General features: G+C 60.2%; 12 protein-coding genes. 4 read left to right on the top strand and 8 right to left on the bottom strand.

Features of this window, described 5'->3' with window-relative positions; genetic code table 11:
- Window positions 1-118: 118 nt before the first annotated feature.
- From AB4O12_RS21565 to AB4O12_RS21550, 4 genes are all read left to right on the top strand, one after another.
- Window positions 119-895, top strand: coding sequence for a DeoR/GlpR family DNA-binding transcription regulator (locus tag AB4O12_RS21565; RefSeq protein ID WP_016772409.1), 777 nt, complete (start codon window positions 119-121; stop codon window positions 893-895).
- A 2-nt stretch (window positions 896-897) separates the two neighbouring features.
- Entirely contained in the window at window positions 898-2,730 is a 1,833-nt protein-coding gene (gene glmS / locus AB4O12_RS21560; RefSeq protein WP_460059714.1) for a glutamine--fructose-6-phosphate transaminase (isomerizing), read from the top strand.
- A 74-nt stretch (window positions 2,731-2,804) separates the two neighbouring features.
- Entirely contained in the window at window positions 2,805-3,731 is a 927-nt protein-coding gene (locus tag AB4O12_RS21555; protein ID WP_423522009.1) for a LysR substrate-binding domain-containing protein, read from the top strand.
- Between the two features lie 104 nt (window positions 3,732-3,835).
- Window positions 3,836-4,462, top strand: a complete 627-nt coding sequence (locus AB4O12_RS21550) for a glutathione S-transferase family protein (RefSeq protein ID WP_095181171.1) — start codon at window positions 3,836-3,838, stop codon at window positions 4,460-4,462.
- Between the two features lie 7 nt (window positions 4,463-4,469).
- Here AB4O12_RS21550 and AB4O12_RS21545 read toward each other — a convergent pair whose 3' ends face one another.
- From AB4O12_RS21545 to AB4O12_RS21510, 8 genes are read right to left on the bottom strand one after another with little or no spacing between them, the layout of a single operon-like run.
- Complete coding sequence (locus AB4O12_RS21545; protein ID WP_460059713.1) at window positions 4,470-5,600, bottom strand: glycosyltransferase family 4 protein; 1,131 nt, start codon at window positions 5,598-5,600, stop codon at window positions 4,470-4,472.
- A complete protein-coding gene (locus AB4O12_RS21540) occupies window positions 5,601-6,731 on the bottom strand; it encodes a glycosyltransferase family 4 protein (RefSeq protein WP_150637253.1) in 1,131 nt (376 codons plus the stop codon).
- Entirely contained in the window at window positions 6,715-8,082 is a 1,368-nt protein-coding gene (locus AB4O12_RS21535; RefSeq protein WP_460059712.1) for a glycosyltransferase family 4 protein, read from the bottom strand. The genes AB4O12_RS21540 and AB4O12_RS21535 overlap by 17 nt, the downstream gene beginning before the upstream one ends.
- Window positions 8,079-9,332: an ABC transporter ATP-binding protein gene (locus AB4O12_RS21530; protein WP_095181174.1), complete on the bottom strand. Its 1,254-nt coding sequence runs from the start codon at window positions 9,330-9,332 to the stop codon at window positions 8,079-8,081. Before AB4O12_RS21530 ends, AB4O12_RS21535 begins: the two co-directional genes overlap by 4 nt.
- Window positions 9,332-10,129, bottom strand: coding sequence for an ABC transporter permease (locus AB4O12_RS21525; RefSeq protein ID WP_460059711.1), 798 nt, complete (start codon window positions 10,127-10,129; stop codon window positions 9,332-9,334). The genes AB4O12_RS21530 and AB4O12_RS21525 overlap by 1 nt, the downstream gene beginning before the upstream one ends.
- Window positions 10,130-11,572: a mannose-1-phosphate guanylyltransferase/mannose-6-phosphate isomerase gene (locus AB4O12_RS21520; protein WP_095181176.1), complete on the bottom strand. Its 1,443-nt coding sequence runs from the start codon at window positions 11,570-11,572 to the stop codon at window positions 10,130-10,132. It lies immediately after the preceding gene.
- A gap of 3 nt (window positions 11,573-11,575) precedes the next feature.
- Window positions 11,576-12,547, bottom strand: a complete 972-nt coding sequence (gene gmd / locus AB4O12_RS21515) for a GDP-mannose 4,6-dehydratase (RefSeq protein ID WP_105704732.1) — start codon at window positions 12,545-12,547, stop codon at window positions 11,576-11,578.
- Window positions 12,544-13,458 (bottom strand): GDP-mannose 4,6-dehydratase, encoded by a 915-nt coding sequence (locus AB4O12_RS21510; protein WP_460059710.1) that lies wholly within the window; start codon window positions 13,456-13,458, stop codon window positions 12,544-12,546. Before AB4O12_RS21510 ends, gmd begins: the two co-directional genes overlap by 4 nt.
- Between the last annotated feature and the right edge of the window lie 139 nt (window positions 13,459-13,597).

The raw sequence follows: 13,597 nt of genomic DNA, 5'->3' as shown, positions 1-13,597 counted from the left end.
CGGGCTCGCTCCCACAGTCATTTCAATCTTTCTGAATTTTTCTCTTCGTGTCTTGACGGCAACCTTTCGATAGAGTTTCATTGCTTGCGTTATCTTTCGAATCGAAACTTAAGTCGCCATGTCCAAGCGTAACACTCCCCAACGTCGCCATAACATCCTCGCCTTGCTCAATGAGCAGGGCGAAGTCAGTGTCGACGAGCTGGCCAAGCGTTTCGAAACTTCGGAAGTTACGATTCGCAAGGATCTCGCCGCGCTGGAAACCCATGGTTTGTTGCTACGTCGTTACGGCGGTGCGATCACCATGCCTCAAGAGCTGGTCGCAGAAACGGCGCAGAGTATTTCCAAGTACAAGCAGGCGATCGCCCGCGCGGCGGTCAAACGCATCCGCGAGCACGCGCGCATCATCATCGACAGCGGCAGCACCACCGCCGCGATGATTCCCGAACTGGGCCAGCAACCGGGTCTGGTGGTGATGACCAACTCGCTGCATGTCGCCAATGCCTTGAGCGAACTGGAACACGAGCCGGTGCTACTGATGACCGGCGGCACCTGGGATCCGCACTCGGAATCCTTTCAGGGCCAGGTCGCCGAGCAGGTACTACGCTCTTACGACTTCGATCAACTGTTCATCGGCGCTGACGGTATCGATCTGGTGCGCGGCACCACCACCTTCAATGAACTGCTCGGCCTCAGCCGGGTGATGGCCGACGTTGCGCGAGAAGTGATCGTCATGGTCGAGGCCGACAAGATCGGTCGCAAGATTCCCAACCTGGAGCTGCCCTGGAGCAGCATCCATACCCTCATTACCGATGATCGCCTGTCTGTCGAGGCACGCGATCAGCTTCAGGCCCGCGGGATCACTTTGATCTGTGCGGCTGTCAGTCAGGAGAAATAACCATGTGTGGCATTGTCGGCGCTGTAGCTGAACGTAATATCACCGCCATCCTTCTCGAAGGCCTGAAGCGCCTCGAATACCGCGGCTATGACAGCGCCGGTGTGGCGGTTTATACCAATGACCAGACCCTGGAACGCATGCGCCGTCCGGGCAAGGTCAGCGAACTGGAAACCGCGCTGGCCGAACAGCCGCTGTCCGGTCGTCTCGGTATCGCCCACACTCGTTGGGCGACCCATGGCGCGCCGTGCGAGCGCAACGCTCACCCGCATTTTTCCGGTGACATCGCGGTGGTGCACAACGGCATCATCGAGAACCACGAAGCTCTGCGCGAACAACTGAAAGCACTGGGTTATGCGTTCAGCTCGGACACCGACACCGAAGTCATCGCGCACCTGCTGACCCACAAGCTCAAGGAACAACCGGACCTGACTGCAGCGCTCAAGGCAACCGTCAAGGAACTGCACGGGGCCTACGGTCTGGCGGTGATCAATGCGAGCCAACCGGATCGCCTGGTTGCCGCGCGCAGTGGCAGTCCATTGGTGATCGGCCTGGGTCTGGGCGAGAACTTCCTCGCCTCCGACCAGTTGGCCCTGCGTCAGGTCACTGACCGCTTCATGTACCTGGAAGAAGGCGATATCGCTGAAATCCGTCGCGACAGCGTGCAGATCTGGGACGTGAACGGCAACGCTGTCGAGCGCCAGACCGTGCAGTACACCGACGGTGCCGAAGCCGCCGACAAGGGTGAGTTCCGCCATTACATGCTCAAGGAAATCCACGAGCAGCCGGCCGTGGTCCAGCGCACCCTCGAAGGTCGCCTGGGCAACAATCAAGTGCTGGTTGAGGCCTTCGGTCCACAAGCTGCCGAGCTGTTCGCCAAAGTGCGCAATGTGCAGATCGTCGCCTGCGGCACCAGCTATCACGCCGGCATGGTCGCGCGTTACTGGCTCGAAGAACTGGCCGGCATCCCGTGCCAGGTGGAAGTCGCCAGTGAATTCCGTTATCGCAAAGTGGTGGTGCAGCCGGACACGCTGTTCGTGACCATCTCGCAGTCCGGCGAAACCGCTGACACCCTCGCGGCCCTGCGCAATGCCAAGGAGCTGGGCTTCCTCGCCAGCCTGGCGATCTGCAACGTCGGCATCAGCTCGCTGGTGCGTGAATCCGACCTGACCCTGTTGACCCAGGCCGGCCGCGAAATCGGTGTGGCTTCGACCAAAGCCTTTACCACGCAACTGGTTGGCCTGTTGCTGCTGACTCTATCGCTGGGTCAGGTGCGCGGCACTCTGGCCAACGGTGTCGAAGCCACACTCGTCGAAGAACTGCGTCGCCTGCCGACTCGCCTCGGCGAAGCGCTGGCGATGGACAGCACTGTGGAAAAAATCGCCGAGCTGTTTGCCGAGAAAAACCACACCCTGTTCCTCGGCCGTGGCGCGCAATTCCCGGTAGCGATGGAAGGTGCCTTGAAACTCAAGGAAATCTCCTATATCCATGCCGAAGCCTACCCGGCCGGCGAGCTCAAACACGGGCCGCTGGCACTTGTGGATAACGACATGCCAGTGGTGACCGTCGCGCCGAACAACGAGTTGCTGGAGAAGCTCAAATCCAACCTGCAGGAAGTCCGCGCTCGCGGCGGCGAGTTGATCGTGTTCGCGGATGAGAAGGCTGCGATGACCAACGGCGAAGGTACCCACGTGGTGCAAATGCCGCACATCCACGACATTCTCTCGCCGATCCTTTATACGATCCCGCTGCAACTGCTGTCGTATTACGTCGCCGTGCTCAAGGGCACCGACGTTGATCAGCCGCGCAACCTGGCGAAATCGGTCACCGTGGAATAAGTTATCCACCGTTGATCTACGCTCCCACAATCGCAGCCTCGGCTGCGATTGTCGTATCCGCCCGGAGGAATTCGATGGACCGCTTTCAGGAAATGCAGATCTTCGTTGTCGTCGCCCAAGAGCAAGGCTTTTCGGCGGCGTCGCGGCGTCTGGGTCTGTCGGCGGCGAGCGTCACCCGGGCCGTAGCGGCGTTGGAGCAGCATATCGGTACGCAGTTGCTGGTGCGTACCACGCGCACCGTGCATCTCACCGAAGCCGGGCAGCGTTATTTCGATGACTGCCGGCGGATTCTTGCCGAGGTGCAGGAGGCCGAGGATTCGGCGGCGGGCAGCCATGCCTTGCCGCGCGGGCAGTTGACGATTACTGCGCCGGTGCTGTTTGGCGATCTGTTCGTGACGCCAGTGATGGCCGATTACCTTTGTCGTTATCCGGATGTGTCGATCAACGCGCTGTTGCTGGACCGGGTCGTCAACATGGTCGAGGAGGGCATTGATGTCGCGGTACGCATCGGTGAGCTGCCGGACAGCAATCAGCATGCGATCCGAGTTGGGGAAGTGCGGCGGGTAATCTGCGCTTCGCCGGGGTTTCTGGCTGAACATCGCCGCCCGGAGCATCCGCAGGCATTGGCCGGGTTGCCGGTGGTGGCGACATCGGCGATCGGTCAGCAACGCAACTGGCCGTTTCTCGACGGCGGTGAAGCACTCAGTGTGCGCACCGAACCGCGCCTGACCGTCACGGCCAATCAGTCGGCGATCACTGCCGCGCGCAAAGGCCTGGGCCTGACGCGAGTGCTGTCGTATCAAGTGGCGGACAAAGTCGCGGCGGGGGAGCTGGAAATCGTCCTCGCCGAGTTTGAATTGCCACCGTTGCCGATCCATGTGGTGTATCAGGGCGGGCGCAAGGCACCGGCGCGGATCCGCAGTTTTGTCGACTTTGCCGTGAAGGCGCTGCGTGAGCATCCAGCCCTGAGTGCTGCGGCGTTATTGCACGAGATGAAATAATCGATTGCAGTGGCTGGTTATTCTGTTGTTCCGGCAACCCATAGATGATGACTCCATCGGCGCGCTCATCCCCGTAGCGACGTCACTTTCCATCGGAGTCGACCATGCAAGCGATCAAACTCTACAACTTTCCCCGTTCCGGTCACGCCCACCGCGTCGAGTTGATGCTGTCGCTGCTGCAACTGCCGACCGAGCTGATCTTCGTCGATTTGGCCAAAGGTGAGCACAAACAGCCGCAGTACCTGGCGATCAACAGCTTTGGCCAAGTGCCGGCGATTGATGACAACGGCGTGGTGCTGGCCGATTCCAACGCGATTCTGGTTTATCTGGCGCAGAAATATGGCAACGGACGCTGGCTGCCGGCCGACCCGGTGGGCGCAGCGCATGTGCAGCGCTGGCTGTCGGCAGCGGCGGGACCGATTGCATTTGGCCCGGCGGCGGCACGCCTGATCACGGTGTTTGGTGCGCAACTGAATGCCGAGGAAGTCATCGGCCGTGCGCACAATCTGCTCAAGGTCATGGAGCTGGAGTTGGGCAAAACAGCGTATCTGGCGGGCGAAGAACCGACCATCGCTGACGTGTCTGCCTACAGCTACATTGCACATGCGCCGGAGGGCAATGTCGCGCTGGATGACTACGCCAACGTTCGCGCCTGGCTGGCACGAGTCGAAGCGTTGCCGGGTTTTGTCGCAATGCCGCGCACGGTGGCCGGGTTGCAGAAAACCGCGTGACCTCCACTCAAGCGTAGGACAGAGCCTTTTCAGCCAGCAGTTCCTGATACAGCTCTGTCCACTTGCGGCCCATTTCATCGGCAGTGAATAACTGCCGATAGCGCACTTCCGCTTTGACGCCCATCTCGGCGGCACGCTCAGGGTTGTCCCATAGCGTACGCATGGCTTCCCGAAAGGCCTGTGGATTGCTCGGCGGCACCACCAGTCCGGTTTCGTTGTGGATATTGATGAAACTGGTGCCGGTGCCGATTTCGCTGGAGATCATCGGTTTGCCGTACATCGCGCCTTCGAGCAACGAAATCCCGAAAGCCTCGGAGCGCAGGTGCGAAGGAAAGACAATCGCATAGCTCAATTGCAGCAACGCCACTTTGTCCTCGTCACTCAGACGGCCGAGGAAATGAATATTGCGCAGGCCCAGCGCGGCGGCCTGTGCATGCAGTTCCTGCTCCAGCGGACCGGCACCGACAATCACCACGGGATAATCGATGTCTTTGAGCGCGTCGAGCAGGATGTGCAGGCCCTTGTAATAACGCATCACCCCGACGAACAGAAAAAACTTATCCCCAAGCTGTTGGCGCCAGCGGTTCATGCGTTCGGTATCGGGCTGTGGATAACCTGCTTTATTCAGGCCGTAGGGGATAACGCGGGTCTTGTCCTGAAACTGCTGCAGCACATCGCTGGTGTGCAGATAGTTCGGCGATGCAGCAACGATGCGGTCGGCGCTAGCGAGGAAGCGATTCATCAGTGGCCGATAGAGCTTGAGCAGATGCTTTTGGCGAATGATGTCCGAGTGATAGGTGACCACGCTCGGCTTGTTCACGGCGCTGGCGAAATGCACCAGGTCCATGAACGGCCAGGGGAAGTGATAGTTGATCACGTCGGCTTCGGCGGCCAGCTCACGGAACTGCTTGAACACACTCCAGGAAAACCCGGTCGAGGCGAACTGGACATCCAGCTTCGCCCGATGTACTTCGTGCTGACCCAGTTGCACCACGGGCGGTGTCGGATTGGTGCTGAGGGTCAGCACTTGCCCATCGATGCCATGCTGAGCGCCGCTTTCGCACAACTGAAAGATGACTTGTTCGATGCCGCCGACCGAATCGGGCAGGTACGTCTTGAAGAAATGAAGAACGCGCATTCAACCTCCCATGGCCTGGCGGTAGGCACCAGCCGTAGCCTGTGCACAACGTTGCCAGGAAAAAAGTGCCGCCTGCTGCAATCCCGCTTCGCGGCAGGCCTGCCAATGCAGCGAGTCGTCGATCAGCCGGCCCATTGCATCACGCAGACCCTCGGCATCGTCCGCTTCAATATAGTTGCCAGCCGCGCCAGCCACTTCCGGCATCGCCGAAGAACGGGTGGTCACCACCGGTGTGCCACTGGCCATGGCTTCCAGCACCGGCAAGCCAAAGCCCTCATACAACGACGGAAATATCAGCGCCCGGGCGCCGGCCAGCAGTTGCGCCAATTGCTCATCGGGCAGATAGCCGAGCAGGCACACGTGGCCGCTGGCCAATGCCTGGCGCAGTGGCTCGCTGAACTGCTCGCGCTGCCATCCGGCCATGCCTGCAATCAACAAGGGAAAGCGCTGGCGCACGGCGTCTGGCAGCAGGGCGTGGGCCTGCAACGCCAGGCTCAGGTTCTTGCGCGGCTCCAGGGTGCCGACACAGAGGAAATATTCCCGTGCCTGGACGGCGTGAGCCTTGAGCACACTGTCGATTTCCTCAAGTGGCCGGGGACGGAAGCGCTCGGACACACCCAACGGCGCCACAACGAATTGCTGTGCAGGGAGATTAAAGTAGGCCTGCGCCTCGTCAGCGATCGCCTGCGAATCGGTCAGAATGACCCGCGCCTGCTCCACGCCGGCGGCCAGACGACGTTCGATTTCCCTCAAACGTGCAGGTGGCTGGGTTTCTGGAAAATGCAGGTGCGTCAGATCATGCAGGGTGATCACGGTCGGGCCGTCGAAGGCCAGCGGCCACAGGCTTGGCTCGTGATAAAGATCAATCTTTTGTGCACGCACCTGATCGAAACGTTTCTGCTCCAGCCAGCGGCGTGCCTGATAGGCCCCGGGAATTTTTCGCAGCAATGGCGTCATGCGCGAGTAGCCGGGCATGGCCGCGTCCGGCAGGGCCGAACTCCAGCCCCATCCGTGAAACAGGCTTACGTCCACATCGGGTTCGCTGCGCAAGGCGTTGACCAGTTCGGCGACGTAGTGGCCAATGCCGGTGCGCGGCGCTTGCAGGATGCGGGCGTTAAGAGCAATGCGCATGCGGCCTCGCTTGCACGCGCAGGGCCTGCTGAACATGGGCAAGGCTGCGTGTCGCCAACTGCTCACTGGCCTCGCGCCAGCCGATCCAGCGCCAGTCAGCGACGTCGCGGGCGGCGGGAAACTGTCCGCTGCGCTGATAGGTTTCGATCAGATCGGCAAGGCTTTGTGGATCCAGCAGATCGAAATACGCCATGAACTCGCCACCGATTTCGCGGAATACCGCGATGTCGCTGCCCATTGCCGGCAACCCGCGTTGCATCGCTTCCACCAGCGGCAGGCCGAAGCCTTCGACAAACGAAGGAAACACCAACGCGCTGGCCTGCGCATAGGCGTATTCGAGGCTGGTGTCGCTCAGGTCATTGAACATGAACAGGCGCCGATTCAGTTCCGGATGATTGCGGATTCGCTCAAGCAGCGCCTCGCATTTCCAGCCGATACGCCCGGCGATGCACAAGCGTGCGGTCGAACCGGCAGCCCAGGCGCGTTCGAAGGCGTCGAGCAGGTACCCATGGTTCTTGCGCGGCTCGATGGTGCTGACCATCAGAAAGATCGCTTCGGACCCGGCGAACAGATTCTTGAGGCGTGGTTCGACCGATGCTGCGCTGTGATGCAGATCGAGTTCGGAACCCAGATGGAAGAAATCAAACCAGCGACTGTCAGTCTGGTCAGCGCCGATTCTGCGCTGCAATTCGCCACGCACCTGATCACGCACTGTGGCGGAAATCGCCATGTAGCCATCGGCCGTGCGGGTGATCCAGGCGAACCACTCATTGAAAACTTCGACCAGCCGCGTGTCGTAAAACTGCGGATGCGTCAGCGGAATAAGGTCGTAGATCACCGCGATCATGCCGACGCCGTCGCGTTTGAGCTGCTCGACATGGGCGAAAAAGTCCGAGTGCCAGGATGAATCCAGCAGCACCAGTTGATCGCCCGGGTGGTGTTGAAGCGGCGAGCAACGTTTAAGCAGCTGCCTGCGATTGATCCGTCTGACGAGCCGAATCGGCAGGCCGAGCACGGCAAACTGGGTCAACCGATAGCTGGCGTAAAGGAGCCGCCGCGCCAGTTTCGAAGTGCATCGCGCATCACGGCGCTGATGCCACTGCCAGAAACGATGGGCGAGGCGCTCCAGGCGTTCACCGAAGGTTTCGAGGCTGTTCCAGAACGGTGTATCGAGTGGCGCCAGTTGCAGCACGCGGTAGAGCTGGCGATTGATCACCACCACCGGCAAGCACTCAACGCCGTCAGCGCTGGCGGGCAGCTGCTTGATGACGTTGCGCACCACGCGCTGGATCCCCGAATTGATCTTGGGGTGTTTGAATACGTGGGTGCATTCAACCAAGAGGCGGGTCATGGCGCACGCTCGACAGGCCGGGCCTCGGTGTCGCGGCTGATGGTGGTTTTAGCGTCCAGCCAGGTACAGCCGACGAAGTCTTCCCGACGGCTGTTGATCACCTGGAACACCATCCCGTAGTCACGCCACTCGAAATTGCGATCCAGATGTGAGTCCAGACGCGACAGGCTCAGCGACACCGAATAGTTGCCTTTGCCCAGGCCCATGATGAAGGCGAAGCGATAGGTGAAGCGTTCACCGGCGCGCAGATCGGTCAATGCCTTGTTCAGCCGGTGGGTGTTGATGCCGTACATCATCTGGCCGAGGCGATCCTTGAGAATGAAGCCCAGCACCAGCCGTTCGATGTCCTTGCGCACTTCGACCTGCACTTCGAGCACCACCGGTTGGCCGACTTCGACAGCCTCAATGCTGCGCTGGTTTTCATCGAGCAGGCGTACGCTCAGAATCGCCGCCTCGCCGGTGCCGGAGACCGTTTGCACCTCGCCGCCGGCGAGCGTTTCCTGGCGTACTACCTGACCCTCACGTTCGGCCATCAGCGCATTGTAATAATCGAGAACCGGCTCCGGTTTGCCGCGCATGGCCACGCGCCCATCCTTGAGCAGGATCGCCGAGTCGCAAATCGACTGAATCGCGAAGCGATCATGGGACACGATCAATAACGTCGTGCCGGATTTGCGAAAGCTGCGGATGCGTTCGAAGCTCTTGTGCTGGAAATAGGCATCGCCCACCGACAGCGCTTCGTCGACGATCAGGATGTCCGGGCGCCGGGCGGTGGCGACACTGAACGCCAGGCGCATCTGCATGCCGCTGGAGTAAGTGCGGACCGGGTGATCGATGGCTTCGCCGATTTCGGCAAAACGCTCGATATCGGGCATCAGGGCCTGGATTTCTTCAAGCTGCATGCCCAACAACTGACCGGCCATGATTGCGTTCTGCCGACCGGTAAAGTCTGGGTGGAAACCCATGCCCAGCTCCAGCAGCGCTGCGACGCGCCCTTGCAATTCAATCTTGCCTTGGGTGGGTTGAGTGGTGCCGGTGATCATTTTCAGCAAGGTGCTTTTGCCTGCTCCGTTGGCGCCGACGATACCCACCGCTTCACCCGGAGCAATCTCGAATTCGACATCTTGCAGTACCCAGTGCTGTTGATGCCGAAGCGGCGAAAACGGAATCAGCCACTCGGCCAGCCGTGCCCAGCGATTTGGGTATTGCTTATAGGCCTTGCCCAGGCCGGTGACGCGAATATGTCCCATCAGAGTTCATCCACCATTTCGCCGACGCGCTGGCGAAACAGCCGCAGACCGATCAGACAGAACACCACGCCAGTAATGAATACCGGCAGCAGCGAACTCCATACCGGCCACTGACCGTAGAGAAACAGGTTCTGATAACTGCTGAACAGCTTGGTCAGCGGGTTGAGTTGCAGCAGGCGCTGCACCCATTCCGGCAGGATCGTGATCGGGTAGACGATCGGTGTCAGCCAGAACCAGAACTGCAGGCAGATTCCGAACAACTGGCCGACATCGCGAAAGAACACGTTCAACACGCCAAGGACCATACCCAGCCCGGCGCAGAACATCATTTGCAGAGCAATCAGCGGAATCAGCGCCAGCAAAGCCATTCCCGGCCAGCGCCCGGTGATCAGCAGAAAACCGAGAAACAGACTGATGATGATGGCGAAATTGATCCCGGCATTGATCAATACAATCACCGGCAGGCAGATCCTCGGGAAGCTGATTTTCTTCAGCAGGTTGGCGTTTTCCAGAAACATGTTCTGGCTGCGCAGGGTTATTTCGGAAAACAGTCCCCAAGCCAGCAGACCAGCGCACAGGTAGACGCTGTAGGCCATGCTGTCGTCCATACCCGGTAAACGTGCGCGCATGATCTGGGAAAAGATCACCGTGTAGACAATGATCATCGACAGCGGATTGAAAATCGGCCATAGCGCGCCGAACAGCGAATTGCGATAACGCGCTTGAAACTCGCGCTGCACGCTGCCGAGGATGAATCCACGGTAGCTGTGCAGCGAGCGGTACAGGGAAAGCAGCATTCAGACCGTCCTGCCATATTGATCTTCGAAGCGAACGATATCGTCCTCGCCCAGATATTCGCCGCTTTGCACTTCAATGATGACCAGATCGATCACCCCGGGGTTCTCCAGGCGATGCTTGTGGCCGGCGGCGATGAACGTTGATTCATTCTTGGCGACCAGGGTCGTGCCGGAACCGTTGTTGGTGACCTTGGCCATGCCTTCGACCACCACCCAGTGCTCGTTGCGGTGATGGTGCATCTGCAACGACAACTTGCCACCGGGTTTGACCACGATGCGCTTGATCTTGAAACGCGGGCCTTCCTCCAGAACGGTGTAGGTGCCCCACGGACGGCTGACCGTACGATGCAGGCGATAGGCTTCGTGGGACTTGTCCTTGAGTTGCTTCGCCACGCGGCGTACATCCTGCGCACGGTCGGCATGGGCCACCAGCACCGCGTCGGCGGTATCGACAATGATCAGGTTATCCACGCCGACGGTTGCCACCAGCCGGCCTTCGCTCTGCACGAAGTTGTTGTGGCTGTCGATGAAGATCGCTTCGCCGCTGGCGCGGTTGTTGTCGGCATCGGCGGGAATCAGCGCGGCGACCGCGCTCCACGAACCGATGTCGCTCCAGTCGAAACCGGCAGGCACCACCACGACTTTTTCCGAGCGCTCCATCAGCGCGTAATCGATGGAGATGTCGGTGATTTCGGCAAACAGGGTCGACGACAACTCCTGTTGCAGGCAGCCGACCGTTTCGACCGGTGCGCTGACGGCCATGCAGGCGCGGGTCTGTTCCAGCAACTCGGGTGCGTGCAGTTGCAGTTCGGCAATGAGTGTCGCGGTGGTGAAGCAGAACATCCCCGAATTCCACAGGAAGTTGCCGCTCTCCAGGTAATGCGTGGCGGTCTGCAGGTCGGGTTTCTCGACGAAGCGCTGCACCTTGGCCGCGCCTCTGGCGTCCAGCGGCGCACCGGTTTCGATATAGCCGAAGCCGGTTTCCGGCGCGGTAGGGACCACGCCGAAGGTCACCAGATAACCGTCCTTCGCCAGATTCACTGCGTGCTCGACCGCACACTTCAAGGCGTCCTGATTGACGATCAAATGATCCGCCGGCATCACCACCATGATTGCGTCGTCACCATGCAGCGCCTGCAATGACAGCGCTGCCGCTGCGATCGCCGGTGCGGTATTGCGCCCGCTCGGCTCCAGCAGAAAGTGCCCGCGATGGCGCGACACCTGAGCCGCGCAATAGTGATCCTTGCTCTGGAAGTAATACTCGCGGTTGGTCACCGTGACGATGTCGCCCCAGCCGTCCAGCAACGCCGCCGCTCGCTGGTAGGTCTTGCCCAGCAGCGACTGGCCGTCGGGCAGGGTCATGAACGGCTTGGGGTGGCCCTCACGGGACACCGGCCACAAACGGGTGCCGGCACCGCCGGACAGAATCACCGGAATCAGCATGGCCTACTCCTTGGCGACGCGTTTCATGTCCGCATCCATCATCATGCGGATCAAGGTATCCAGGTCGGTTTTCGGTTTCCAGCCCAGCACACGCTGGGCCTTGGCCGGGTTGCCGAGCAGCACTTCGACTTCGGCCGGGCGGAAAAACGCCGGGTCGATCTTCACGTAGTCACGGTAGTTAAGGCCGACGTGATCGAAGGCAATGCGGCACATTTCGCGCACGGTGGTGGTGACGCCCGTGGCGACCACAAAATCGTCGGGTTTGTCCTGTTGCAGCATCAACCACATGGCCTCGACGTAATCGCCGGCAAAGCCCCAATCGCGCTTGGCGTCAATGTTGCCAAGCGCCAACTCGTGCTGTTTGCCCTGCTTGATGCGCGCGGCAGCGTCAGTGACTTTGCGGGTAACGAATTCGATGCCGCGCAGCGGTGATTCATGGTTGAAGAGGATGCCGCTGCTGGCGTGCAGGTTGAAGCTTTCGCGGTAGTTGACGGTGATCCAGTGGCCGTAGAGCTTGGCTACGCCGTAAGGGCTGCGCGGGTAGAATGGCGTGTTCTCGTCCTGTTGCTCAGCCTGGATCAGGCCGAACATTTCGCTGGTCGAGGCCTGATAAAAACGCGTGTGCGGACTGAACTGACGGATCGCTTCGAGCAGGTGTGTCACGCCCAATCCATCGACGATGCCGGTGGTCACCGGTTGATCCCAGGAGGCGGCGACAAAACTCTGTGCGGCGAGGTTGTAGACTTCGTCCGGTGCCGATTTGATTACCGCACGCTGCACCGAGCAGGCATCGGCCATGTCGCCGTCGAGGTAGACAATGTCGGCTTCGACACCCATCTCGCGCAGGCGCCAGCGTGAATCGCTGCTGCGTCGAGCAACGAGGCCGTGAACCTTGTAACCCTTGTCCAGCAGCAGTTTGGCCAGATAGGCGCCGTCCTGGCCCGTAATCCCGGTAATCAGTGCACTTTTTGTCATTGTTGTCGTACTCGCATCTCCCAGTCGGACAGGATCGCCCGCAGGGATTGTTGTGTGGTGATGGCTGGCGCCCATCCTGTGGCGTTGGCCAGTTTTGCGTGGCTGCCGCAGACGCGGCGCTGGTCGGCGCGACGCATGCGCGCCGGATCCGGCACCAGTTCAACGTCGACTTCGGCCAGATCGGCCAATTGCTCGATCAGGCTGCGAATGCTTTGCTCGCGGCCCGAGCAGATGTTGTAGACCTGCCCCGGTGTGCCGTTTTCCAGCAATGCGAAGTACGCGCGAATCACATCGCCGACATCGAGGAAATCGCGGGTCACGTCGATATCGCCGACTTGCAGTTGCGGTGCTTGCAGGCTCTGTTTGATGCGGCAGATCTGCCGGGCTGCGCTAGCGATGACGAAGCTGTCTTTTTGCCCGGTGCCGATGTGGTTGAACGGGCGTGCGACCAGCACTGGCCAGCCTTCACTCAGGCCCCATTGCAAACTGAGGAACTCCGCTGAAAGTTTGCTTACCGCGTACGGATTGCGTGGCAGCGGTGGTTGTTGCTCGGTGATCGGCAGGTGCTGCTCGCCGACTTGCCCGTAAACGTCGCCGGAGCTGACGTACAGGAAAGTGCCGGCAAAGCCGCGAGCCTTGAGCGCCTGCAACAGGTTGAGGGTGCCGAAAAGATTGATATCGAGGGTGCGGGCCGGGTCACGAAAGGCCTCCGGCACGAAGGTCTGTCCGGCCAGATGAATGACTGCATCCGGCATCTCGGGCCAAAGGTCGATGAGGCTGTCGGCGTTCGTAAGGTCGTAGGCCGATGCGGCAGGCAGCAGCGCCCACGACGATCCCGGCGAAGCCAGACGAGACTGAATGTGTTGTCCCACGAAGCCGCTGAGGCCCGTGACGAACAGACGTTTTTTCAAACAGCGACCCCTTGGTCATGACTCGCGCCGCTTTCCCGGATGCTTTTGGGATAAGTCTGAAATACAGCGGGGAATATCCGCGCAAACAGCAGGCGAAGCCGTTGTTGTAGTTGTTTGGTTGCCAATCTGTGCCAATTGC

This window comes from Pseudomonas sp. S2_A05 (assembly GCF_054668485.1).
Note: the sequence above shows the minus strand (reverse complement) of the source record. Positions and strands in the feature narration are given on the sequence as shown.

What these genes read in the sequence shown, in the direction of transcription:
- AB4O12_RS21565 (WP_016772409.1), top strand. Translation starts at nt 119, where the DNA reads ATGTCCAAGCGTAACACTCCCCAACGTCGCCATAACATCCTCGCCTTG.
- glmS (WP_460059714.1), top strand. Translation starts at nt 898, where the DNA reads ATGTGTGGCATTGTCGGCGCTGTAGCTGAACGTAATATCACCGCCATC.
- AB4O12_RS21555 (WP_423522009.1), top strand. Translation starts at nt 2,805, where the DNA reads ATGGACCGCTTTCAGGAAATGCAGATCTTCGTTGTCGTCGCCCAAGAG.
- AB4O12_RS21550 (WP_095181171.1), top strand. Translation starts at nt 3,836, where the DNA reads ATGCAAGCGATCAAACTCTACAACTTTCCCCGTTCCGGTCACGCCCAC.
- AB4O12_RS21545 (WP_460059713.1), bottom strand. Translation starts at nt 5,600, where the DNA reads ATGCGCGTTCTTCATTTCTTCAAGACGTACCTGCCCGATTCGGTCGGC.
- AB4O12_RS21540 (WP_150637253.1), bottom strand. Translation starts at nt 6,731, where the DNA reads ATGCGCATTGCTCTTAACGCCCGCATCCTGCAAGCGCCGCGCACCGGC.
- AB4O12_RS21535 (WP_460059712.1), bottom strand. Translation starts at nt 8,082, where the DNA reads ATGACCCGCCTCTTGGTTGAATGCACCCACGTATTCAAACACCCCAAG.
- AB4O12_RS21530 (WP_095181174.1), bottom strand. Translation starts at nt 9,332, where the DNA reads ATGGGACATATTCGCGTCACCGGCCTGGGCAAGGCCTATAAGCAATAC.
- AB4O12_RS21525 (WP_460059711.1), bottom strand. Translation starts at nt 10,129, where the DNA reads ATGCTGCTTTCCCTGTACCGCTCGCTGCACAGCTACCGTGGATTCATC.
- AB4O12_RS21520 (WP_095181176.1), bottom strand. Translation starts at nt 11,572, where the DNA reads ATGCTGATTCCGGTGATTCTGTCCGGCGGTGCCGGCACCCGTTTGTGG.
- gmd (WP_105704732.1), bottom strand. Translation starts at nt 12,547, where the DNA reads ATGACAAAAAGTGCACTGATTACCGGGATTACGGGCCAGGACGGCGCC.